Origin of the sequence: Nocardia sp. MH4, assembly GCF_019266065.1 — a bacterium.
GTDB classification, from domain to species: Bacteria; Actinomycetota; Actinomycetes; order Mycobacteriales; family Mycobacteriaceae; genus Nocardia; species Nocardia canadensis.
In genome coordinates this window covers 1-21,694 of sequence record NZ_LPNR01000111.1, presented here as the reverse complement: position 1 = coordinate 21,694, position 21,694 = coordinate 1, and the positions used below count along the sequence as shown (strand labels likewise).

The window sequence follows — 21,694 nt, the reverse complement described above, 5'->3', positions numbered from 1 at the left end:
CACCAGCGGCATGCCTCCGCCCGTTCTGGAAACGTGTTCGACACCCCCAGATGAGACAACCGATTTCCGAACGAGTTTCCGAACATCAACTCCTGCAAGTCCGCCGTCGGCACTCGGCCATCAGCGGAGTGTTCGGCAAACGAACTTGATCTCAATCGGTCGGCGCAGGGGAGCTTGAGCACCGTGGCTCTGGTTCGAGCGATCCGGCGAGTACATCTCGGGGTGCGGCACTAGATGGGCCGGAAGTCGCCCTTGACGCCTGGATCGTGCAGGAGCCATTGCTGGTAGGTCTGGTGCCGAAACTGGTAGGCGGTGGCGTTGACACGGAGCAAACCACTGCCGCGTGCCCAATCGAGGAAGGCGGCGGGCCGACCTGGGAAGACTCCGGTGATCTTGAACAGGAGTGCGGACAGAAAGAACCGGCCACTCACGAGGCCGAACATCAGCGCGAAAACTACCCCCGACGACAACCCGAACATCAGGCCCATCAGAAGCGTGGATGATGCGAGTCCAAAAGCGAGTCCGATCCCGAGCCCGAACAACGCACCTGAGAAGAGAGCCGCCCGTATGTCGTTCCGAATCAGCCACCGCGCGTCGGTTCCCATCGCGAGCTGGTCCCTGGCAGTTGCGGTGAGCCCGGATGCAATGCCGAAGATGACCGCGACCCCAACCCCGGCCCCGAGTCCGACCCCGGGCCCGGCCACAGTCGCGACCAAGAGCCCGAACACGCCGCCAGAGAAGACCCCAGATAAGAGTCCTGTCGGCCACCGCCTGCGGCTGGGCACTTTCCAGGCGATGTGACTCGCGCCAGGAAGCTTCAGGAACCAAAGGACGACCCCGAACGTGACGCCAAAATTGAGCGCAACTAAGAACCCTGCCTCCAGCCCGACTGCGAGCCCAGGCACGAGGCCACTCAGGAGTGCGGCAGTCAGGATGTGTAGGAGGCGAGTTTGGGTGGTGCCGGCGATTTCCCAGATTTCGTCGAGGCGAATGGCAGTGCCGTTACGGCCGGTGTCGCGGCGGTGCTCCAAGTGTCGCGCCAGGGTCTGGAGCCATCTCTCGACGTTATCCGGGGTGTAGTCGCGGAATCTTTCGGTGTCGTCGTTGCCGACTAGCGCGGCGGAGATCTGCGCGGCGAACAGTCCGTCGCGGACAGTGTCGGGCGTGGGGTAGCTGAGCAAGGCAGCGGCGGTCTGCGGGGCGTGGTGCAGGGTGGTGGCGGTCAGGCCGAGCATCCACGGATTACGCAGAGTCACTGCGAGCGGGGTCTCGGTGTTCTCGCGCAGGTGGGTGGTGATCTGGTCCCAGGCACGGTGTTTGGCACCGATCCGGTATTGGTAGCGGGTGAGGTAGTCGGCGGGCTGGTCTGCGGCGAGCGGGTCGACGGTTACCGTGGCCGCACCGTGCAAACCGTTGTCGCCGCCGACCTGAGCCAGGTGGTGGAATTCGCTGCGGCGGCACAGCACGACGGCGGGGCGGTGTGCCCAGTCGTGTTCGTTGAGCCGGTCCAGTAGTGCTCGGGCGCGATCTCCATTGGTGGTGTCGTCGTCCATTTCGTCTAGGCCGTCGAGCACGGGCAGGATCATCCCGGCTCTGATCATCTTCGCGGCGATTTTGGACGGCAGTTCGTAGTCCACTTCCAGCCGGGTAGCCAGCCACGAAGAGAAATCTTGCCCGCCGTCCCATCCGGCCGTATTGACCCGGACCGGCACCGGTTCCGCAGCGCGCCGGGGCGCGGCGACCAGTTCGCTGCGCCGTTGGATCAGGCTCCGCACGAGGTATGTCGCGGCCACCGTCTTACCGGCGCCCGGCTCGCCCAATATGGCCAACCGCCGTGGCTGATCGAGCAGATCGAAGTAGGTGGCGATCTCATCGACCTCGGCCGAGTCGATCCCTTCTTCCACCTGCTGATGCGCTGCAGCGGTGAATCGGACAGGCATGAATCCGCTTGGCCCTGCGCGCAGCTCCCGCTGGACCTGTTGTTCAGCCTGGTCGATCGCGGCGGCGAGGCCGTCGGCAAGCCCGGCCAACGAAGCCCAGTCCGACTTCGGCCGCCACCGCCGATACAGCCCTCTCGCCACGGGCACGCTCATCCCCGCCGCAGCGCGTACGGCCGCGGCCTCGATCCCAGTCACGGGATAACAGCCTGCCACCGAAAGCCTTCCCCCACATCACTTGTCGGACGCTCCAACTCTGGCCCGATTCCATTCGCTCAAGTCATCAGCAGCGGTGCGCTGAGCACCGGACGGCCTTCCGCAACCGCCCGCCAGCGGCGAGCCAGCGTCGGGCGGACCCTCGAAGAGAGAAGGCCTCAGGCCGCCCGAGGGCGCCTGAGGCCTTGTTTTCGGCGACGCCTTTGGGCACCGAACAGGCAAACGCGCCCTACCAGGAACGTGGCGACCCGTTTCGTAACTGTCCAACGACGCAGGCCGAGGACATGCGGTTGAGACACGCCCCCTCGACGCAGACCCTAGCCACGGGACACCACCTCCGCGGCGCGCGAACACCTGTTCGACAACTCGATCAGCTGCGGCAGCACGCATGCTCTCGGGTCTATACAGTTGCCTGACTTCGCAATTAGCCCCGGCGAGGAGTCGCCCGCCTCACTCAGCGACGCCGACATCATCGCGATGATCCTGGACGGCGAGCCCGTGCTCGTGCTGTTACCGCGCTACTCGCTCACCCCAGGTCGCTCCGGACGGCCAGCTGGTCACCGACGACGAGCTCGACACCGAAATGTGCACTCACGGTGCCCGGCCGTTGGTCGGCACTGACTGCACCGCCATTCCGTCGCCAGGCTGGCTGGCCGTGCACGACGCCGACGCCGACGCCGAGACCCTGCACATCACCCGGCCGGAGTGTGCCGTCCCCTACGACGGCACACTCCGCCGCCACGATCAGTGGAATCGCCTGGCGTCCGTCACCGCCCGGCGCGGAGCATGACCTCGGTGTAGCGGTTCGGGCGCGCACGTGACACTTCTCCATCGTGAAACTTTGGTTTCAACAGCGCCAAGCCGTCACCGGCTCGTACCCGCCAACCGATAGGTGGTGGCACGTCCGGTGGAGCCATCCTCACGCGTGTGAAAGAGGGGGTTCTGCGAGCGGGAACGATCGGCTTCGGACAACACAGTCCCGGTCAGCGGGTGACCTTCGATGGGGGTGCCCACAATTTCGAACCGGTCGCCATGACGAAGCAGCCGGTCGGCCAACATCGCCGCCCAGTAACCGCGCCCGGCGCCGACCTCGCAGATCCCGCGGCCGCCGGCGGCCTCGACCATCCAGTCGAGCGTGCCCGGCGAGGGGATCGCGTATGCGTACGTCTCCTGCAGAACGGTCTGCGTGTATCCCATCCGGGCCGTTCCCGCACCGCCTCCAGGGATCTGACGGCCATCTGCACCCTCGCCCAGCAGCGGCTCCACGATGTCCCAGTACGGATTCGAGCTCTCACCACCAGATAGGAAGTGCAGCATCCGCAGGTCAAGCAGCCGATCCTGCTCCGGGTCCGGCCCACCGGGCAACCCGGCGGCCGTATCCAGGTACTCGGCGACCTTCGGATACTCGGTCTGCAACCTCACCTCATCCGCGAGGAGCGTGGCCAGTTGGTCGCGACGATCCGGGGACAGCATGAAGGCAGTCATCACACTAGTATGCCCACACCGCAGATATCTTGAAGCCAATATCCCCAACCGAATAATTTAACCGCTCCCAAAGGCGGGAATACGGCGCCGATATGCGCATGTGGTAATAGTTAGACAGAAAGACTAAATCAAGCCAATCGCACACGCGAATTTACGGCTAGGACGCGCTTAGTCGCTCGCTTCTAGCTCTTCAAGACGCTTCTGATTTGAGAGGTATTCACGAACCCCCTTAAGCAAAGGCCAAGCGTTGAATTCTGCCTGCGTCAACTCTGGTGTACCAACTACGGCGGGAACCAATCTTGCCGCTCGCTCAAAATCATCCAGCAGGGCATACTTCGCAAGCCTGTACCTCATGCTGAGTATGGAGACATCCCAAAGGTCTACCTCTGCCCGGATGGCTTCAAGACCAGCGTGACACTTCATCGCAATCCATCGATTCACCTTGACAACCAAGTCAGCCGAGCCGTCACAATTGGTAATTTTGATCAGATTGCCCAACTCGACTACGGCACGATTTCTACCGTTCACCAGGAGGTCATACGAAGATTCCGAAACCAAATCATGCTTTACCGCCTTGGCCCAGTCTTCACCTGCACCCAGCTTATCAAACACACGTGCAACAAGAATGAGACCAGCGATCTGCAATCGATCGATGACCTCCATAACATAGCCCCGGTCTATGTTGACCTGCATGTCACCAGCAGCATCGGGGTCTTTAGATTTCGACAGGTAGATTCTATTTTTGATTCCGCCGTTGTGCACAATTAGATTGCGTCGAAGGTAGGCTTCGACAATCTGATCTGATTCGTCGGAGATGTCCGAGAGTCCAATATCATACCAACGTCTTATCGGCTCGAACCAGCTCTGAACGTCGCCTCGCATGACATTCTCAATGGCATCATCGATACACGCCTCTCCAAACTCCTCAATTGAAGAAAATTCAACAACATCGGCGAACGAATAGCGCTTCTCGGACCTCGACAGCGTCTTCGGAACCGCTTGGTACTGGCACCTCAGCACCGCCGCAACCAAAACCTCAAACGCGCTAGTTGCCGAGACAAGCAGCGAGGAGTACAGCGCATGCGTTCGCGAATTACGCCGGATCGTCCTCTCGAAAGCAATCGACCAATTGACCGACGGTCCAACCGCGCTGAGTTCACGAGCATGCTTCTGCACCGACCGCAGTCCAGTTGAGACCACCTGAGGTGATTCATCCTCTGGAAGGTCATTGAGATACTCGGCGAGATCTCTGAACGTACTCCTGAATATCTTTTCGATTACTTCATCTGAGTCCGACTGGTTCCAAATTCTTACCGTTTTGCGGAACGCCATCTTTGGCGAGTCGATATCAAGTCGATCGCCTGGGACAAGCCCAGATAAATCAATCAACCCATCCAAAGTGTCTCGAAAATTACCGAATTGGATGTATAGTCCCCACAATGCCGCTTCGCGGGGGCGATCGGCAGATTTTGCACTGTTCGATGACCTATCTCTCAAGTACAACGCTCCCCATCAGTGCTGGCATCGATCTGTTGATCATACTTCGAACACACGTAGCCCGATGCGTTACCTGCCCCCCCGGAGTGCGCCGACTATCTACCGGTCAGCCCCGGCAGGCTACTTCTTCGAAGGGGTTAATCCGCTGCGGAACTCGACCACGTCGCCGTCGGCCATGACGTAGTCCTTGCCTTCCATGCGGACCTTGCCCGCGGCCTTGGCGGCCGCCATGGAGCCCGCCTCGACCAGGTCGGTGAAGGCGACGAGTTCGGCCTTGATGAAGCCGCGTTCGAAGTCGGTGTGGATGACGCCGGCGGCCTTGGGGGCCGTGTCGCCCTGGTGGATGGTCCAGGCCCGGGCTTCCTTGGGGCCTGCGGTGAGGTAGGTCTGCAGGCCGAGGGTGTGGAAGCCGGCGCGGGCCAGGGCGTGCAGGCCGGGTTCGGTCTGGCCGATGGACTCGAGCAGTTCGAGGGCGGACTCGTCGTCGAGTTCGAGGAGTTCGGCTTCGACCTTGGCGTCGAGGAAGACGGCGTCGGCGGGGGCCACGGCGGCCTTGAGTTCGGCGACCTTGGCCTCGTCGGTGAGCACCGATTCGTCGGCGTTGAAGACGTAGAGGAAGGGCTTGATGGTGAGCAGCGACAGTTCGCGCAGCAGCTCGCCGTCGACCTTCTTGCCCGCGGCGAACAGGGTGGTGCCCTCGTTGAGGAACTCCTGGGCGACCTTGGCGGCGTCGAGCAGCGGCTTGCGGTCCTTCTTGACCTTGGCTTCCTTCTCGAGGCGCGGGATGGCCTTCTCGAGGGTCTGCAGGTCGGCCAGGATCAGCTCGGTCTCGATGACCTCGATGTCGGCGGTGGGATCGACGCGACCGTCGACGTGCACCACGTCGTCGTCGGCGAACACGCGCACCACCTGGCAGATGGCGTCGGCCTCACGGATGTTGGCCAGGAACTTGTTGCCCAGGCCCGCGCCCTCGGAGGCACCCTTCACGATGCCGGCGATGTCGACGAAGGACACCACGGCGGGCACGGTCTTCTCGGAACCGAAGATCTCGGCCAGCTTGTCCAGGCGCGGGTCCGGCAGCGGGACCACGCCGACGTTGGGCTCGATGGTCGCGAACGGGTAGTTCGCGGCCAGCACGTCGTTCTTGGTCAGCGCGTTGAACAGCGTCGACTTTCCGACGTTGGGCAGGCCGACGATTCCGAGGGTGAGGCTCACGAGGAGCAGAGTCTACGCGGTGCCACCTGTCGGCGAACCACCGGAACCCGCCCCGCACGGGCGGGGCGGGCCGACAGCGATCACGGGACCAGGACGACCTTGCCCAGGTTGGCGCGCTGCTCGATGACGGCGTGCGCGGCGGCGGCGTCGTCGAGGGCGAACTCGGCGTGCACGACCGGGTGCAGCAGGCCGGAGGCGTAGAACTGCCAGACCTGCTGGCGCAGGTCCTCGTAGCGGGCGGGGTCGCGCTGGGCGAGGCGGCCGATCCGGAAACCGGACAGCGTCTTGCCGCCGGCCAGCAGGTCCTCGGTGTCGATGAGTCCGCCGCCGGTGCCGTAGGTGACGACCCGGCCGCCCTCGGCGAGCGCGCCGATCGCGGCGCCCAGACCGGTGCCGCCGACGCCGTCGAGGCCGAAGTCGGCCTGCTTGGCGGCCTGCAGCCGGTCGTAGGTGACGACCTCGTCCGCGCCGAGCCCGGCCACGAATTCGGCCTTGGCCTCGTCGGACACCGCCGCGACGACCCAGCCCGCGCCACGGACGCGGGCCAGCTGCACGGCGAGGTGGCCGACACCACCGGCGGCGGCGGTGATCAGGGCGGTCTCGCCCTCCCGCGGCGCCGCGGTGTCGAGCGCGCCGAGCGCGACCAGACCGCTGCGCATCAGCGCGACGGCGTCGACCGCGGACGCGCCGTCGGGAATGGCCGAGGCCTGGTCGGCGGGCAGCACGACGTACTCGGCGTAGGCGTCGGCGCACAGACCGACGACGCGGTACCCCTCCGCGTAGTCGTCCACTCCGTCACCGACCGCGACGACCTCACCGGCCACCTCGGCCCGCAACTCCTGCGGACCGTTGATGCGCCGGATGGCCGAGAGGGTGACCCCGATGGCCTCGACCTTGACCAGCAGCTCACCGGGACCGGCCACCGGCACCTCGGCCGCGACGACCTCGAGCACCTCCGGACCACCGCTGCGCTCGTACCGAACTCGCCGCATGACACCTCCTGAGATTGGGCGAAGGCGCAACGGTAACCGGCTGAGTGCGCGTAACCACAGCTCACGGACCTGTGAGTGCTAAATCTCACCGCCGTGCGCACGGCACGGAGAGCACCTTCACAGCACGATTACCCCGCGACGGCGCAGCAGACGCGTGCGTCACGCCACACCGGCCGGATCGCCCGCCGCCCGAGCTCTTGCGCCGAGCACGCACTCTCGCGATCGCCATCCGCCCGCCGTACCTCGGGCCCACTGCGCCACACGAGTCCGCACCCTCGCGCCCCCGCTCCTCGGACCCACTGCGCGCCACCAAGCCCGTGCGCTCCCTGCCGTGGCGATCAGCGCGCCGCCCCACAGCCCTGGTCGCCGGCACCGCCCCCGGCGTAGCGTGACCGTATGGAGGCGACCACGGAGGTGGTGACCGCGACCCCCGCGCCGATATTGGCGGCATTCATCGACCGCTATATCGGCTACCGGCTCGCGGGATTCGAACCCGGCCTGCACCGGGGCCTGCCGTCACGGCACATGACCTTCATCGTCGCCATCGGCCCGACGATCGACGTGGTCGAGCACACCGACCCGCACCAGGCGCCGGGCAGCTACCGCTGTGTCCTGAGCGGCCTGCAAGCGAGCCCGGCGACCATCGCGCACACCGGTTTCCAGGAGGGCATCGCGATCGAACTGACCCCGCTGGGCAGCCGGGTCCTGTTCGGGATGCCGGCCAGTGAACTGTGGGACATCTCGATCGAATGCGCCGACGCCGGTGGCCCGTTGGGCGATCAGCTCGCCGATGCCGTGCAATCGCACGCGGATTGGCCGAGCCGCTTCATCGCCTGCGATCGCGCGCTCACCGCCGCCGCCCGCACCGACACCCTCGCCGGTCCCGAATTGTCCTGGGCATGGCGCACTCTCGTCGGCACCGGCGGCACCTGCGAGATCACTCCGCTGGCCGAGCGGATCGGCTGGAGCCGTCAGCATCTGACCCGCAGGTTCACCGCCGAGTTCGGCGCGAGCCCGAAGCTGGCCGCGCGGATCATCCGGTTCGAGCGGGCGCGCCGGATGCTGGCGAGCACGCCGTCGTATGTCTCCATCGCCCAGGTCGCCGCCGCCTGCGGCTACTACGACCAGGCGCACCTGAACCGCGACTTCGCCGAGCTGGCCGGCTGCGCCCCGACGACCTGGCTGGCCGAGGAGATTCCATCCGTCCAAGACCCGAACGCCCCCGCGGCGGGAGGCTGAACACATGGACACTTCAACCAATACCCAGACCACGGTCTGGCCCTGCCTCGCCTTCGACGACGCTCGCGCCATGATCGAATTCCTCACCACCGCCTTCGGTTTCGAAGAGGTCGCCGTCTACGCCAGGGACGACGACGCCTCGGTCGTCGAACACGGCGAACTGCGCTGGCCGGGCGGCGGCGGCATCATGTTCGGCTCCACCGGCCGCGACGACAGCCCCTTCGGCACCCGCCCGGCCGGCGTCGCCTCGCTCTACCTGGTCACCGACGAACCCGACGCACTGCACGCGCGGGCCACCGCGGCCGGCGCGCGCCTCATCCGCGACCTGCGCGACGAGGACTACGGCTCCCGCGGTTTCAGCGTCGCCGACCCGGAGGGCAACCTCTGGAGCTTCGGCACCTACCGGGGCGAGTAACCGCGCTCCCAGCCACGCACGCCCCGACCTCGAGGAGGGGCCCGCCGCGCAGCGGCGGGTCGCGGCCGTCCAGGGGCCGCGACCTCGAGCGCGCCAGCGCTCCATCCAACTCTGAACAAAATTTCATCTTGGCCGCGACGGTGGGTGATCCTGTCCGGCGCGCTGGGCCGATCGGCTACGTTGTCGATGTTTCACCCTAGGCTCTGCGCGTTATACCAGGAGAGTTGGCACATGGCGACCATCGAATATCTGCGGACCGACCCGGACTTGCCTCCGGTCGGTGTCGTCGATCGCACGCCGATCACGACCGCCAAGAAGGCCGTGTTCGCGGGGATCGCCGTGCTCGGCGCGATCGCGTGGGCGATTGTCGCGTTCGTACGCGGCGAGTCGGTCAACGCGGTGTGGATCGTCATCGCGGCGGTCTGTACCTACATCATCGCGTACCGGTTCTACGCGCGGTTCATCGAATGGAAGATCACCAAGCCGCGCGACGATGTCGCCACGCCCGCCGAGCTCTACGACAACGGCAAAGACTTCATGCCGATGGACCGGCGGGTGCTCTACGGTCACCATTTCGCCGCCATCGCGGGCGCCGGGCCGCTGGTCGGCCCGGTGCTCGCCGCGCAGATGGGTTACCTGCCCGGCACGATCTGGATCGTCGTCGGCGTGGTGTTCGCCGGCGCGGTGCAGGACTACCTGGTGCTGTGGGCCTCGACGCGCAGGCGCGGGCGCAGCCTCGGGCAGATGGCGCGCGACGAGCTGGGCGCGGTCGGTGGTGTCGCCGCGATCGTGGCGATCCTGGCCATCATGACGATCCTGCTCGCGGTGCTGGCGCTGGTCGTCGTCAACGCGCTCGGGGAGAGCCCGTGGGGCGTGTTCTCCATCGCGATGACCATCCCGATCGCCCTGTTCATGGGTGTGTACCTGCGGTATCTGCGGCCGGGCAAGGTCGGAGAGGTCTCCGCGATCGGCATCGTGCTGCTGCTGGCGGCGATCGTCGGCGGCGGCTGGGTGTCGGAGACCGAGTGGGGCGCCGACTGGTTCACGCTGTCGCGCACCACCATCGCCTGGTGCCTGATCGCCTACGGCTTCTTCGCCTCGGTGCTGCCGGTGTGGCTGCTGCTGGCCCCGCGCGACTATCTGTCGACGTTCATGAAGGTCGGCACCATCGTGCTGCTGGCGGCGGGCATCCTGATCACGATGCCGGTGCTGAAGGCGCCCGCGGTCTCCGAATTCGCGCACAGCGGAACGGGTCCGGCGTTCGCAGGCAGCCTGTTCCCGTTCCTGTTCATCACCATCGCCTGTGGCGCGCTGTCGGGCTTCCACGCCTTGGTCTCCTCGGGCACCACGCCCAAGCTGCTGGCCAAGGAATCCAACGCCAGGATGATCGGCTACGGCGGCATGCTGATGGAGTCGTTCGTCGCGGTGATGGCGATCATCACGGCCTCGATCATCGATCAGCACCTGTACTTCGGCATGAACGCGCCGCTCGGTCTCACCGGCGGCACCCCGGAAAAGGCCGCGGCGTACACGAATACGCTCGGCCTGTCCGGCCCGCCGGCGACGCCGGAGCTGTTCGCCGACGCGGCCGCCGACGTGGGTGAGAAGTCGATCATCTCGCGCACCGGTGGCGCGCCGACGCTGGCGGTCGGCATCTCCGAGGTCTTCCACAAGTTCCTCGGCGGCGAATCGATGAAGGCCTTCTGGTACCACTTCGCGATCATGTTCGAGGCGCTGTTCATCCTCACCACGATCGACGCGGGCACCCGGGTCGCGCGGTTCCTGGTCTCGGACGCGCTCGGCAACTTCGGCGGCGGGTTCAGGAAGTTCCGTGATCCGTCGTGGCGGGTCGGCGCGTGGCTGTGCTCGCTGCTGGTCGTCGCGGGCTGGGGCAGCGTGCTGCTGATGGGCGTCAACGATCCGTTCGGCGGCATCAACGCGCTCTACCCGCTGTTCGGCATCGCCAACCAGCTGCTCGCCGCGATCGCCCTGACGGTGGTGCTGACCATCATCATCAAGCGCGGACTGCTGAAATGGGCCTGGATTCCCGGCGTTCCGCTGGTCTGGGATCTGCTCGTCACGATGACCGCGTCCTGGCAGAAGATCTTCTCCGCCGACCCCAAGCTCGGCTACTGGAAGCAGCACAGCCTGTGCCAGGCCGCCAAGGAGGCGGGCACGGGCTGCCTGACGGCGAAGACGCCCGAGCAGGTCGACATCGCCATCCGCAACACCTTCATCCAGGGCACGCTCTCGATCGTGTTCGCGGTGCTGGTGCTGATCGTCACCGTGGTCGGCGCGATCGTGTGTGCCAGGGCCGTTCGCTCGGGCACGGTGTCGAGCACCGAGTCCGAGGAGCAGCCGTCGAAGATCTTCGCGCCCAGCGGTTTCGTCTCGACCGCCGCGGAGAAGGACGTGCAGAAGGAGTGGGACGCGCTGATCGCCGAGGGCAAGGTGGCCGCACCCGGATCGGCGCACGTGTCGTGAGTGTGTCGCGGGACGGGGACGGCCGGTTCACCGGATCGGCCGCCCCCCGCCCTGCGGCCACGGCGCCGCGCCCGACCGTGCGAGTGCTGTTGTCGCGGGTGTGGGCGGGCGCGCGCGGGGTCGCCCGGTGGTACAGCGCGATCAACGGCGGTCAGGACTACCAGCGCTACGTCGATCACCTGCGACGCGACCATCCCGGCTGCCCGGTCCCCAGCGAGCGCCAGTACTGGCGCGACCGCTATGCCGAGGCCGAGCGAAACCCCACCACCCGCTGCTGTTGAGGCCGCCGCGCGGCGCGAGAATTTCCGACCGCCGAGGCCCGGGATAAGTGGCCGATTTCCGCTAGCAGCCCGTCCGGTCTGCGGGCATTGTGGAATCCGTGACGATCACGGCTTTGGACTTCGAGCGCTGCTACCGGGCGGTCTCGACCCGGGATTCCCGCTTCGACGGGCAGTTCTTCACCGCGGTGCGCACGACCGGCATCTACTGCAGACCCTCCTGCCCCGCGATCACGCCCAAGCGGGCCAATGTCTCGTTCCTCCCCACCGCCGCGGCGGCGCAGCAGGCCGGGTATCGCGCCTGCCGCCGGTGTCTACCCGACGCGGCGCCGGGCTCGCCGCTGTGGAATGTCCGGGCCGATCTGGCCGCGCGGGCGATGCGGCTGATCGGGGACGGGGTGATCGAGCGCGGCGGCGTTCCGGCACTCGCCTCGACCCTCGGCTACTCCCAGCGACAGCTCACCCGGGTGCTCACCACCGAGCTCGGCGCCGGCCCGCTGGCCCTGGCCAGGGCGCATCGCGCGCACACCGCCCGGCTGTTGATCCAGACCACCGAGATGCCGATGTCCGACATCGCCTTCGCGGCGGGGTTCGCCAGCATCCGCCAGTTCAACGACACCGTCCGCGAGGTGTTCGCGGTCAGCCCGACGGCCATGCGCGCCGAGTCGCGGCGCTCACCGCGTTCGGATGTGGTCGCGCCCGCCGCGCCCGGTTTGCTCACGCTGCGACTGCCGTACCGGGAGCCGATCGACACCGGGTGGCTGTCGTGGTTCCTGTCGGCGCACACCGTGCCCGGCATGGAACTGTGGGAAGACGGCGTCTACACGCGCGGCCTGCGAACTCCGCACGGGCACGCCACCATTCGGTTGTCGTTCCAGTCCGGGCACGTGCGCGCCGAACTGGCCCTGCGGGACATGCGCGATCTGGCGCCGACAGTGGCGCGGGTGCGACACCTGCTCGACCTGGACGCCGATCCGGAGGGCATCGACGAGGGTCTCGGCATCGCCGTCCCGCCCGCGAACACCGGACTGCGCGATGTCGCGACGGCGGTGCCCGGCGATCGGTTCGGTCCCGGCATTCGCGTGCCCGGTTGCCTCGACGGCCCGGAATTGTTGCTGCGCACCATGATCGGTCAGCAGATCTCGGTCCAAGCCGCGGCGACGCACACCGCGCGACTGGTCGCCGCGCTCGGCGAACGGATCGACGGCCCGGCCCCCCGGCTGTTCCCCACCCCCGAGGCGGTCGCCGAGCGCGGCGCGGACGTGCTGACCGGACCCGCCCGCCGGGTGGCGGCCATCGTGGCCGCCGCGCGGGCGATCGCCGACGGCGACCTGGCCCTGCACGCGGGCCGCACGGCGGCCGAGCTTCGCCGCGACCTGCTCGCGCTGGCCGGCGTCGGGCCGTGGACGGCCGACTACGTCACCATGCGCCTGCTCGCCGATCCCGACATCCTGCTCGGCACCGACCTGGTCGTGCGCCAGGGCGCGACCCTGGCCGGCCTCGATCTCGATCACACCACCCGCTGGGCGCCCTGGCGCTCCTACCTGTCCATGCACCTGTGGAAGACGGCGCTCGAACATCGCGGTGTGATCGCCGCGCCCCGCCGTACCCCACCCGTCAACGGAAGCGAAGCATCATGACCGACAACAGCATTCGACGCGCCGACGTCGCGACCGTCGCCACCCGCATCGGCCCGTTCACCGCCGTCGTCGATGCCGACGGCGCGGTGCTCGCCTCGGGCTGGACCGCTGATCCGGCCGAGCTGACCCGCGTCATCCACCCCACGTTGCGTCCCACCGAGCTGCGACAGCGGGATTCGCTCGGCGCGGTCACCCGGGCGGTGACCGACTATCACGCGGGTGAGCTCACCGCGATCGATGCGATCCCCGTCCGGCAGCGCTCGGGCGAGTTCCTCACCCATGCGTGGGATGTCCTGCGCAAGGTGCCCGCTGGCGAGCCGATCACCTACACCGAGTACGCCGGGCTGTCCGGTCGACCGGACGCGACCAGGGCGGCCGCGAACGCCTGCGCGCGCAATGCGGCGGCGCTGTTCGTGCCGTGCCATCGGGTGCTGCGGATCGGTGGCGCGCTGGGCGGGTTCCGCTGGGGACTGGACGTCAAGCGGTGGTTGCTCGCGCACGAATCCTGAGGCGGGGGCGCACCGGGCCGAGCGCGCGGCCGGACGGACAGTGGGCGCGCACACCGAGTAGGCCGCTGGATTGCCGGGCTGGTGATGAATAAGGCCAGTACCTCGCAATTGGCTCTTTTGGGCGGTCCAGTTGGCCTGGATGCTGATACCCATGCTCACTCGTCGCCTGATCGCGCTCTACACCGGTCTGTGGTTGTACGGGACGTCGATGGCGGTGATGATCCGGGCCGGGCTCGGGCTCGATCCGTGGGACGTCTTCCACCAGGGTGTCGCCGCGCACGTGCCACTCAGTTTCGGTGCCGTCACCGCGGTGACGGGCGTCGTCGTGCTGCTCGCGTGGATTCCGCTCCGGCAGCGACCCGGCCTCGGCACGGTCAGCAACGTGATCGTGATCGGGGTGTCGGTCGACGCCGGACTGTGGCTGATCCCCGAGGCCGACGCCCTGTGGACACGGGTGGCGGCGATGGTGCTCGCCGTGATCGTGAACGCCGCGGCGACCGTGCTCTACATCGGCGCGGGAATGGGTCCAGGTCCCCGCGATGGACTGATGACTGGACTGGTCGCCCGGACCGGGTGGCCGGTCTGGTCGGTCCGCACCGGCATCGAGGCGACGGTCTTGACCACCGGGTGGCTGCTCGGCGGCAGCGTCGGGATCGGCACGCTGGTCTACGCCTTCGGCATCGGGCCGCTGATCCAGCTGATGATCCCGTATGTCGACGGGTGGTTGCCGGGGTTCGCACCGAAGGCCGGTGGCCAGGTCCGGGCCGATCCGGTGCCCGAACCGACCGTCTGATCGGCGCGGGTCCGGGGCGGAGCCACCGCCGGATCAGCAGCTACCCAGGGTGAGCCGCGCTCCGGGCGTCAGGCAACAGTTGCTTGGAGGTGCGAGCCGGTCCGGCCGCGCACGACGTGCAGTCGGCTGGGAATGCGCTGGCGCATCTCGTCGACATGGCTGACCACGCCGACCACGCGACCGCCTGCCCGCAGTTCGTCCAGGACACCCATTACCGCGTCGAGGGTGTCGGCGTCGAGACTGCCGAAGCCCTCGTCGATGAACAGGGTGTCCAGGACCAGGCCGCCCGCCTCGGCGGCGACGACATCCGCCAGACCCAGCGCCAACGCCAGTGAGGCCATGAAGGTCTCACCACCGGAGAGCGTTTTCGCGGAGCGGACCGCGCCGGTGTAGTCGTCGCGGACGTCGAGGCCGAGACCACCGCGCCGGCCACGCGGGCCCGCCTTGTCGGAGTGCACGAATTCGTACCGGCCGCCCGACATCCGGCGCAACCGCAGCGACCCCGCGACCGCGACCTCCTCGAGCCGCGCGGCGAGCACATAGGAGCGCAACGACATCCGGCGATTGTTCTCGCCCCGCCCCGCGACCACGTCGGCCAGTGTGGCCAGCTCGTCGAAATCGCGCTGCTTGGGCGCGATCCGCTCGACCTCGCCCCAGAGCTGAGTCCCCAGCTGTTCGAGCTGCGCGACCCGCTCGGCGGCCGCCGACTGGGCCGCCACCGCCGCGGTGAGCGCGGACTGGGCGTCGGCGAAGCGCTGCTCCAACGCGGCCAGGTCGGCCGGGACCTGCTCGGCCACCGCCCGGATCTGCGGTTCGGCGAGGACGGCCTCGGCGTGAGCGCGGGCCCGGTCGGCCGCGGTGAGTTCGGCCTCGATCGCCGACTGCTGCGCCGCGGTGCGGGCGAGGGCGGTGACGAGCTGGGCGTACGCCGTGAGCAGGGCGATGTCGTCGCGCTGCGGTGCGGGCTCGGGCGCCGGTTCGGGTTCGTCGTCGATCGGGTCGTCGTCGAAAAGGTCGAACAGGGTGGGCATCTCGGGCTCGACGCGCACCGGGCGCGCGGCTCGTTCGGGACGAGATCGCGGTTTGTCCGCGCTGTCGGCGGATTCGTCATCGGCCCGCACGTCGACGTCGCCCGACGACTCCCCCGCCCCGCCTCCACTGTCGGCCGGCGAAGATCCACCGCCGTCGACCGCACCGTTCGCGGGTGCCGGAGCCACCACACCGTCGTCGGATGCCAACTCTCGAGCATCATCGGCGGTCGACGACTTCGTCGCCGGCCCCACAGTGTCGACGGCCGTCGAACTCGCACCGGAACCGTCGGCAGCCGGGGCACTCGCGGCTGTGGTGCCGCCGTCGCCGGTCGCGGCCGTGCCGGCGCCACCAGCAGTCGCAGCTGTGGCGCTGCTGTCAACAGTCCCCGCGGTGGCGGCGCCGTCAGCAGTCGCAGGTGTGACGCTGCCGTCGGCGGTCACAGCCGTGGCACTACCGTCACCGACTACAGCGGTGGCCGCGCCATCGGCCGTCGCGTCGTGCGGCACGGTGGCCGGCCCAGTGCCCGTACGTTCGTCGCCCTCGGGCACGAAACCAGCTGCCTGGGCGAGGTTTTCGACGCGGGTGGCGATATGGCGGACGGCGTCGCGGGCGGTGGTCTCCTCGGCGCGGGCGGCGCGCAGGGCGGTGGCGGCCGCAATGAGGGATTCGAGGCGGGTGGTGCGGGCGTCGACCGAATCGTCGGCGCCCGCGGCGGTGCGCAGGCGGAGGGTGAGTTCGTCGAGGCGGGTGCGGGTGGCCGCGATCGTCGCGGTGACGGTGCCGAGGCGGGCGTCGAGGTCGCGGGACTGCTCGTGCAGGGCGGCTTCCTCGGCACGCAGGGTGTCGAGGCGCGCGGTGAGGGCGGTGACGCGGGCGGCGCTGTCGGCGGCGTCGTCGAAGCGGTGGGTGGCGGTGCGGACGGCATCGGCCAGGGTGACCGGGTCGGCGTCGCCGCCACGGGCGATCAGCGCCTCGATCTCGCGTTCGATGACGCCGATGCGCTCGGCGATCCGGTCGCGCGCCGCCTCGGCCGCCTGCTCGGCGGCGGTGGCGGCGTCCTCGGCGTCCTTGGACACCGCGTCGTCGGTGGGGCGCGCGGGGTCGGGGTGCTCGGCGGAGCCGCACACCGCGCACGGCGCGCCTGCCGACAGCGCACCAGCGAGTTCGGCGGCCATGCCCGCCAAGCGGCGCGTGCGCAGATCGAGCACGCGCTCCCTGGCGTCGAGATGGGTCCGGCGCGCCGCGTCGAACTCGGTCTGTGCCCGGTCCAACGCCGGTCGCTGCTCGGCCAATTCGACGGCGGCCGCCGCGGACTCCTGCCACTTGCCGAGCTCGGTCCGCAGCCCGGGCAGCGCGGCGGCGGCATCGGTGGCCTCGCGCAACTGCTCCCCCGCCCCGGCGATCACGGCGGGCAGATCGGCACGGCGCCGGGCGAATTCGCCCGCGCGCTGGGTCAGCCGCGCGGCTTCGGTCTCGTGTTCGGTGAGATCGGCGGCGAGCTGACGAGCGATCTCGGCGTCGGTTCGGACTTCGCCGAGCACACCGAGCAGGGCGTTCCACTGACTGACCGCACCGTCGAGGTCACCCTCGACATCGCGCACACGGCCGAGATCGGCACGCCGCACACCACGTCGCCGGGTGCTCTCCAACGATCGACTGTCGGCGCCGGCAACGTCGTCCGGTCGCGTATCCGCGACGCCATCAGCGGAATCCGACCTCGCACCGGACTCCACGGCAGGTGCGTCATCGGCGTCGTCGAAGACCACCGTCAGCAAGTCGAGTCCGGCGATATCCGCGGCCGCCTCGGCACCCAGCTGAACGGCGAGCTCACCGGCGACGGCCCGGGTCGACGCCTCCGCCCGACGCAGCGCGCGCACCGCCGAGCGCGCCTCGTCGATGGCGTGCACCACCGGCTCGGCCCGGCGCGCCTGTTCGAGTTCGCGTTCCAGTTCGGCCCGGCGCGCGGCGTCGGCGGCGTAGTCGGCCAGTTCCGCGCGGGCCGCCGCCATCCGGGCGTGCAGCCCGGCCACGCGACGCTGCTCTTCGGCCTCGGCGCGCGCTTCGGTCGAGTCCTTCTGGCGGAGTTCGGCATTCGCGTTCGCCTCGGCCAGCTCGGTGCGCGCGGTGGCCAGCAGGTCCTGGGACCACGCCACCGCGTCGGGCAGCCCGACCGATTCCGCGCCGCCGTAGCCCGCCGCCATGCCGACCTTGGTGATCAGCCGATCGATGCCCTGCGTGCGCGCGGTGAGGTCGGCCTCCGCGGCCCGGCGCCGGTCCGCCAGCCAGGTCTCCGCGGTGCCGAATCGCTGCGTGTCGAAGAGCTTTTCGAGCAGCTTCTCCCGGTCCTCGTTCTCGGCGCGCAGGAACTTGGCGAAATCGCCCTGGGGCAGCAGCACGACCTGGAAGAACTGGTCGGCGCTCATGCCGAGCAGGCGCACGACCTCGTCGCCGATATCGGTGAGCCGGGACAGATTCTCGCCCGACCCGTCGAGCCATTCCAGGGTGCCCTTGGCCTGCACCTCCGTGAACCGGGTGCTGTCGCGGCTGCTCGGCCGCTCGAACGCCGGGCTGCGGGTCAAGCGCAGGCGGCGACCGCCCAGGGTCGCGTCGAGGATCACCTTCGGCGGCGTCTGCGGGTCGGCGTGATCGGAATGCAGCCGCTTGCCCTCCCCCCGCGCGCCGGGCACCCGCCCGTACAGCGCGAAGGCGATCGCGTCGAGGATGCTGGTCTTGCCCGCGCCGGTGTGACCGTGCAGCAGGAACAGGCCGTCCGCGCCGAGCACATCGAAATCGGCGACGGTGGACTCGGCGAAGGGGCCGAACGCGACCATCTCCAGGCGATGCAGTCTCACGCGGCACCGCCGAGCACGCCGCCGGGCACCGAACTCACGCGGTCACGTCCATGGCGTCGAATTCGTCCGCGACGCGCCGGGTCTCAGCCCGTCCGGCATCGGGTTCGCGCACGGCGGCGGCCAGCGCGCGCTCCACCCACCTCATCTCGCCTCCCGTCGGCTCCCCACGCACATCGGTCAGAAAACTCGCCGCGACTTCGACATCGCGGCGGCCGTGCACCCGCTCGCGGTAGTGCAGTTCCGGATTGCCCTCGGGGCGTACCCATTCCACGTGGACCGCGTGCGGAAACCGCTCGCGCAGCTTACGCATCGGGTCGACCGGGCGAGCGCTGTCGGTGAGTGTGGCGGAGACGTAATGCGCTTCGGCGTCGGCGAATCCGGGCTCGGTGAGCAGCTCGTCGAGGGTGCCGGTGAGCTTGCTGAGCCCGCGCACCAGCGGCAGGTCGTGGCGGTGCACCGCGGCCAGGCCGTCGGCGTCGAGGTCGACGATCCAGACCGCCTTGCGATGGGAGTTCTCGGCGAAGGAGTACGGCAGCGGAGAACCGCTGTAGCGCACCGATTCCGAGAGGGTCTGCGGCGAATGCAGGTGGCCCAGCGCCACATAGTCGATACCGTCGAACGCCGACATCGACACCGTCTCCACCCCACCGACCGAGATCGACCGCTCCGAACCGGTCGCCTCCCCGCCGACGACGAAGGCGTGCGCGAGCACGACGGTGCGCGTGCCGGGACGGCCGGCGAGATCGGCGCGGATGCGGCCCATCGCGGCGTCGAGGATCTCCGCGTGCGAGCGGGCCTGCGGCACACCGAGTTCGACGCGGGTGATCTCGGGCTCCAGATACGGGATCCCGTAGAACGCCACCTCGCCGTCGTCGTCGGCCAGCAGCACCGGCCGATCGGCATCGGCGACCCGGGTGCACAGATGCAGCCCGCCCGCCGCCGCGAAACTGGCGCCCGCGCCGAGCCGGGCGGGCGAATCGTGGTTGCCCGAAGTCGCGACGATCACCGCGCCCGCGGCCCGGATCGCCTCGAACCCCCGGTTGCAGACCGCGATCGCGTCGGCGTTGGGGATGGACCGGTCGTAGACGTCACCCGGCACGACGACCACGTCGACCGACTCCGCCGCGACCAGCTCCGCGATCGATGCCAGCACCGCCGCCTGGTCGGCTAGCAGGTCGACACCGTGGAAGGTGCGCCCGATGTGCCAGTCGGAGGTGTGCAGGATCCGCATGCCGCGAAACTTAGGCCACACCCCCGACAGAATTCAATCGACGCACCCCACGGGCGTCGCGCACCGGCGCGTCACCACGCCCGGGTTGCTCGGTGATTGCGAGTTTGTCGGTGGCTTGCGGCACTATCGCCGCTATGACCGCCTCGATGCTCGTCGCGCTCGTCTTGGTATTCGCCGCCGGATTCGGTCTCGGCTGGTTGGGGCATTCCGCCCGGGGCGGGCAGCGTGCCGCCGCGGCGGAGGCCAGGCTAGCCGCGGCCGGGGACAATCAACGGTTGCTGCAGCAATCGCTGCACGCGGCGAACGAGGATGCGGCGCGCAGGCATTCGGCCGCGATCGGCGCGATGGTCGATCCGCTGCGGGATGCCGTCGACGCGCTCGAACAGCAGATCCGCCAGGTCGAGCACCACCGGATCGACGCGTACTCGGGACTGCGCGAGCAGGTCGCCGGGATGCAGCGCACCTCGCACCGGCTCTCCGACCAGACCGGGCAGCTGGTCGCGGCGCTGCGCGCGCCGCAGATCCGCGGCCGCTGGGGGGAGATCCAGCTGGAGCGGGTCGTCGAGCTCGCGGGCATGACCAGGCACTGCGATTTCGACACCCAGGTGCACCGAGCGGGCGCCGACGACCGCGGCGGGGTGCGGCCGGACCTGGTGGTGCGGCTGGCGGGCGGCAGGCACATCGTCGTCGACGCGAAGGTCCCGTTCGCCGCCTACCTCGACGCGGCGACCACCGACGACCCCACGGCCCGCGACCAGCTGCTGGCCCGGCACGCCAAGCACCTGCGCGCCCACGTCGACCAGCTGGCCGACAAGGCGTACTGGGCGGCGTTCGATCCGGCGCCGGAGTTCGTCGTGCTGTTCGTGCCGGGCGATCCCTTCCTCGACGCCGCGCTCACCACCGACGCGGGGCTGCTGGAGTACGCGTTCGGGCGGAACGTGATCCTGGCAACCCCCACTACACTCATCGCGCTGCTGCGGACGGTCGCGTTCAGTTGGCGGCAGGAAGCGCTGTCGCGCGATATGGCAACGGTGCAGCAATTGGGCAAGGAGCTCTACACCCGGGTCGGCAAGGTGGCCGATCACCTGGACAATCTCGGGGTGAATCTCGGTAAGGCAGTAGCGGCTTTCAACGCCACCGTCGGCTCGGTCGAGTCGCGGGTGCTGGTCACCGCACGCCGGATGCACGATCTCGGCATCGGCGATCAGGAGCTCCCGGCAATCCGGTTGACCGAGGCCAGACCGCGGGCCGTGGCGTTCGCCGACGCCGAGGATCGCCGCTGAGATCCCCGTGCCGCAGCGCCTGACGGCGCGTTGTGCGGTTAGTGTCATAGTGTGGCTGCTTCCCAACGTGCGCGACCCCGGGTGCCCGCGCCGCAACGTTCGATCCTGCCCTCGGTGCCCGGCATCCCCGCCTGGGCCGCGATTCTGCTTGCCGCGGGCATGACGATGTTCGGGTTCGTGATCGACGCGATCGGCGGCGAGACCTACCCGACGGGCACCTTCTCGGCGCTGTATGTGCTCGGCTGTGTGCTGGCGGTGTGCGCCGTGCGGTTCCGCGGGCTGTTCTCCACCATGGTCATGCCGCCGCTGCTGCTGTTCGTCGCGGTGCCGGTGGCCTGTCAGCTGCTGGGTGGGCGCGCCACCACCTCCATCAAAGACGTGCTGATGAACCTGATCATCCCGCTGGTGGAGCGGTTCCCGACGATGATGCTGGCCACCGTGCTGGTGCTGGCCGTCGGCGGCGCGCGGATCGCGATCGCCAAGCGCACCCCCGCCACCGCCCAGCCACTGTCCGCCGAGCGCCGGACCGAACGCAAGGCCGAGCGCAAGCCGGCCAAGCGCCGCCGCCCCGAGACCGCGGGCGACACCGGCCGCCA

General features: G+C 68.7%; 17 protein-coding genes. 10 read left to right on the top strand and 7 right to left on the bottom strand.

All coding sequences use genetic code 11. From position 1 onward, the window contains the following. Positions 1-230: 230 nt before the first annotated feature. A complete protein-coding gene (locus ATM97_RS21470; protein ID WP_218719842.1) occupies positions 231-2,135 on the bottom strand; it encodes a hypothetical protein in 1,905 nt (634 codons plus the stop codon). A 625-nt stretch (positions 2,136-2,760) separates the two neighbouring features. Here ATM97_RS21470 and ATM97_RS21465 point away from each other — a divergent pair. Continuing rightward, positions 2,761-2,943: a hypothetical protein gene (locus ATM97_RS21465; RefSeq protein ID WP_218719841.1), complete on the top strand. Its 183-nt coding sequence runs from the start codon at positions 2,761-2,763 to the stop codon at positions 2,941-2,943. A 74-nt stretch (positions 2,944-3,017) separates the two neighbouring features. On the opposite strand, the gene ATM97_RS21460 is transcribed toward ATM97_RS21465, so the two are convergent. From ATM97_RS21460 to ATM97_RS21445, 4 genes are all read right to left on the bottom strand, one after another. Beyond that, complete coding sequence (locus ATM97_RS21460) at positions 3,018-3,638, bottom strand: hypothetical protein (RefSeq protein WP_218719840.1); 621 nt, start codon at positions 3,636-3,638, stop codon at positions 3,018-3,020. A 168-nt stretch (positions 3,639-3,806) separates the two neighbouring features. Further along, positions 3,807-5,027, bottom strand: coding sequence for a hypothetical protein (locus tag ATM97_RS21455; RefSeq protein ID WP_218719839.1), 1,221 nt, complete (start codon positions 5,025-5,027; stop codon positions 3,807-3,809). Between the two features lie 228 nt (positions 5,028-5,255). Further along, positions 5,256-6,350: a redox-regulated ATPase YchF gene (gene ychF, locus ATM97_RS21450; RefSeq protein WP_218719838.1), complete on the bottom strand. Its 1,095-nt coding sequence runs from the start codon at positions 6,348-6,350 to the stop codon at positions 5,256-5,258. 80 nt (positions 6,351-6,430) lie between these two features. Continuing rightward, on the bottom strand, positions 6,431-7,342 hold the full coding sequence (locus tag ATM97_RS21445; protein ID WP_218719837.1) for a zinc-binding alcohol dehydrogenase family protein: 912 nt from the start codon (positions 7,340-7,342) through the stop codon (positions 6,431-6,433). 396 nt (positions 7,343-7,738) lie between these two features. On the opposite strand from ATM97_RS21445, the gene ATM97_RS21440 reads away from it, so the two are divergent. The 7 genes from ATM97_RS21440 (at position 7,739) to ATM97_RS21410 (ending at position 14,700) form a co-directional block, all read left to right on the top strand. Next, positions 7,739-8,581, top strand: a complete 843-nt coding sequence (locus tag ATM97_RS21440; protein WP_218719836.1) for a helix-turn-helix domain-containing protein — start codon at positions 7,739-7,741, stop codon at positions 8,579-8,581. A gap of 4 nt (positions 8,582-8,585) precedes the next feature. Beyond that, positions 8,586-8,996, top strand: a complete 411-nt coding sequence (locus ATM97_RS21435; RefSeq protein ID WP_218719835.1) for a VOC family protein — start codon at positions 8,586-8,588, stop codon at positions 8,994-8,996. A 231-nt stretch (positions 8,997-9,227) separates the two neighbouring features. Next, the gene (locus ATM97_RS21430; RefSeq protein WP_218719834.1) at positions 9,228-11,480 is read left to right on the top strand and encodes a carbon starvation CstA family protein; all 2,253 of its coding nucleotides are present in this window, start codon (positions 9,228-9,230) and stop codon (positions 11,478-11,480) included. 98 nt (positions 11,481-11,578) lie between these two features. Continuing rightward, the gene (locus tag ATM97_RS21425; protein WP_308248579.1) at positions 11,579-11,761 is read left to right on the top strand and encodes a YbdD/YjiX family protein; all 183 of its coding nucleotides are present in this window, start codon (positions 11,579-11,581) and stop codon (positions 11,759-11,761) included. An 89-nt stretch (positions 11,762-11,850) separates the two neighbouring features. Next, the gene (locus tag ATM97_RS21420) at positions 11,851-13,398 is read left to right on the top strand and encodes an Ada metal-binding domain-containing protein (protein WP_218719832.1); all 1,548 of its coding nucleotides are present in this window, start codon (positions 11,851-11,853) and stop codon (positions 13,396-13,398) included. Further along, positions 13,395-13,907 (top strand): methylated-DNA--[protein]-cysteine S-methyltransferase, encoded by a 513-nt coding sequence (locus tag ATM97_RS21415; protein WP_218719831.1) that lies wholly within the window; start codon positions 13,395-13,397, stop codon positions 13,905-13,907. Before ATM97_RS21420 ends, ATM97_RS21415 begins: the two co-directional genes overlap by 4 nt. A 151-nt stretch (positions 13,908-14,058) precedes the next feature. Then, a complete protein-coding gene (locus ATM97_RS21410) occupies positions 14,059-14,700 on the top strand; it encodes a YitT family protein (protein WP_218719830.1) in 642 nt (213 codons plus the stop codon). Between the two features lie 68 nt (positions 14,701-14,768). On the opposite strand, the gene ATM97_RS21405 is transcribed toward ATM97_RS21410, so the two are convergent. Next, a complete protein-coding gene (locus tag ATM97_RS21405) occupies positions 14,769-18,584 on the bottom strand; it encodes an AAA family ATPase (protein ID WP_218719829.1) in 3,816 nt (1,271 codons plus the stop codon). A 34-nt stretch (positions 18,585-18,618) separates the two neighbouring features. Beyond that, the gene (locus ATM97_RS21400; RefSeq protein ID WP_218719828.1) at positions 18,619-19,815 is read right to left on the bottom strand and encodes an exonuclease SbcCD subunit D; all 1,197 of its coding nucleotides are present in this window, start codon (positions 19,813-19,815) and stop codon (positions 18,619-18,621) included. A gap of 134 nt (positions 19,816-19,949) precedes the next feature. Between ATM97_RS21400 and ATM97_RS21395 the strand changes: the two genes are divergently transcribed. Both ATM97_RS21395 and ATM97_RS21390 read left to right on the top strand, forming a co-directional pair. Continuing rightward, entirely contained in the window at positions 19,950-21,098 is a 1,149-nt protein-coding gene (locus ATM97_RS21395; RefSeq protein WP_218719827.1) for a DNA recombination protein RmuC, read from the top strand. A gap of 51 nt (positions 21,099-21,149) precedes the next feature. Beyond that, positions 21,150-21,694: DUF6542 domain-containing protein (locus ATM97_RS21390; RefSeq protein ID WP_374104888.1), on the top strand; the 545-nt coding region annotated here is incomplete at its 3' end.

Coding starts and splice junctions, on each gene's coding strand:
- ATM97_RS21460 (WP_218719840.1), bottom strand. CDS start 3,638: ATGACTGCCTTCATGCTGTCCCCGGATCGTCGCGACCAACTGGCCACG.
- ATM97_RS21445 (WP_218719837.1), bottom strand. CDS start 7,342: ATGCGGCGAGTTCGGTACGAGCGCAGCGGTGGTCCGGAGGTGCTCGAG.
- ATM97_RS21440 (WP_218719836.1), top strand. CDS start 7,739: ATGGAGGCGACCACGGAGGTGGTGACCGCGACCCCCGCGCCGATATTG.
- ATM97_RS21435 (WP_218719835.1), top strand. CDS start 8,586: ATGGACACTTCAACCAATACCCAGACCACGGTCTGGCCCTGCCTCGCC.
- ATM97_RS21430 (WP_218719834.1), top strand. CDS start 9,228: ATGGCGACCATCGAATATCTGCGGACCGACCCGGACTTGCCTCCGGTC.
- ATM97_RS21415 (WP_218719831.1), top strand. CDS start 13,395: ATGACCGACAACAGCATTCGACGCGCCGACGTCGCGACCGTCGCCACC.
- ATM97_RS21410 (WP_218719830.1), top strand. CDS start 14,059: ATGCTCACTCGTCGCCTGATCGCGCTCTACACCGGTCTGTGGTTGTAC.
- ATM97_RS21400 (WP_218719828.1), bottom strand. CDS start 19,815: ATGCGGATCCTGCACACCTCCGACTGGCACATCGGGCGCACCTTCCAC.
- ATM97_RS21395 (WP_218719827.1), top strand. CDS start 19,950: ATGACCGCCTCGATGCTCGTCGCGCTCGTCTTGGTATTCGCCGCCGGA.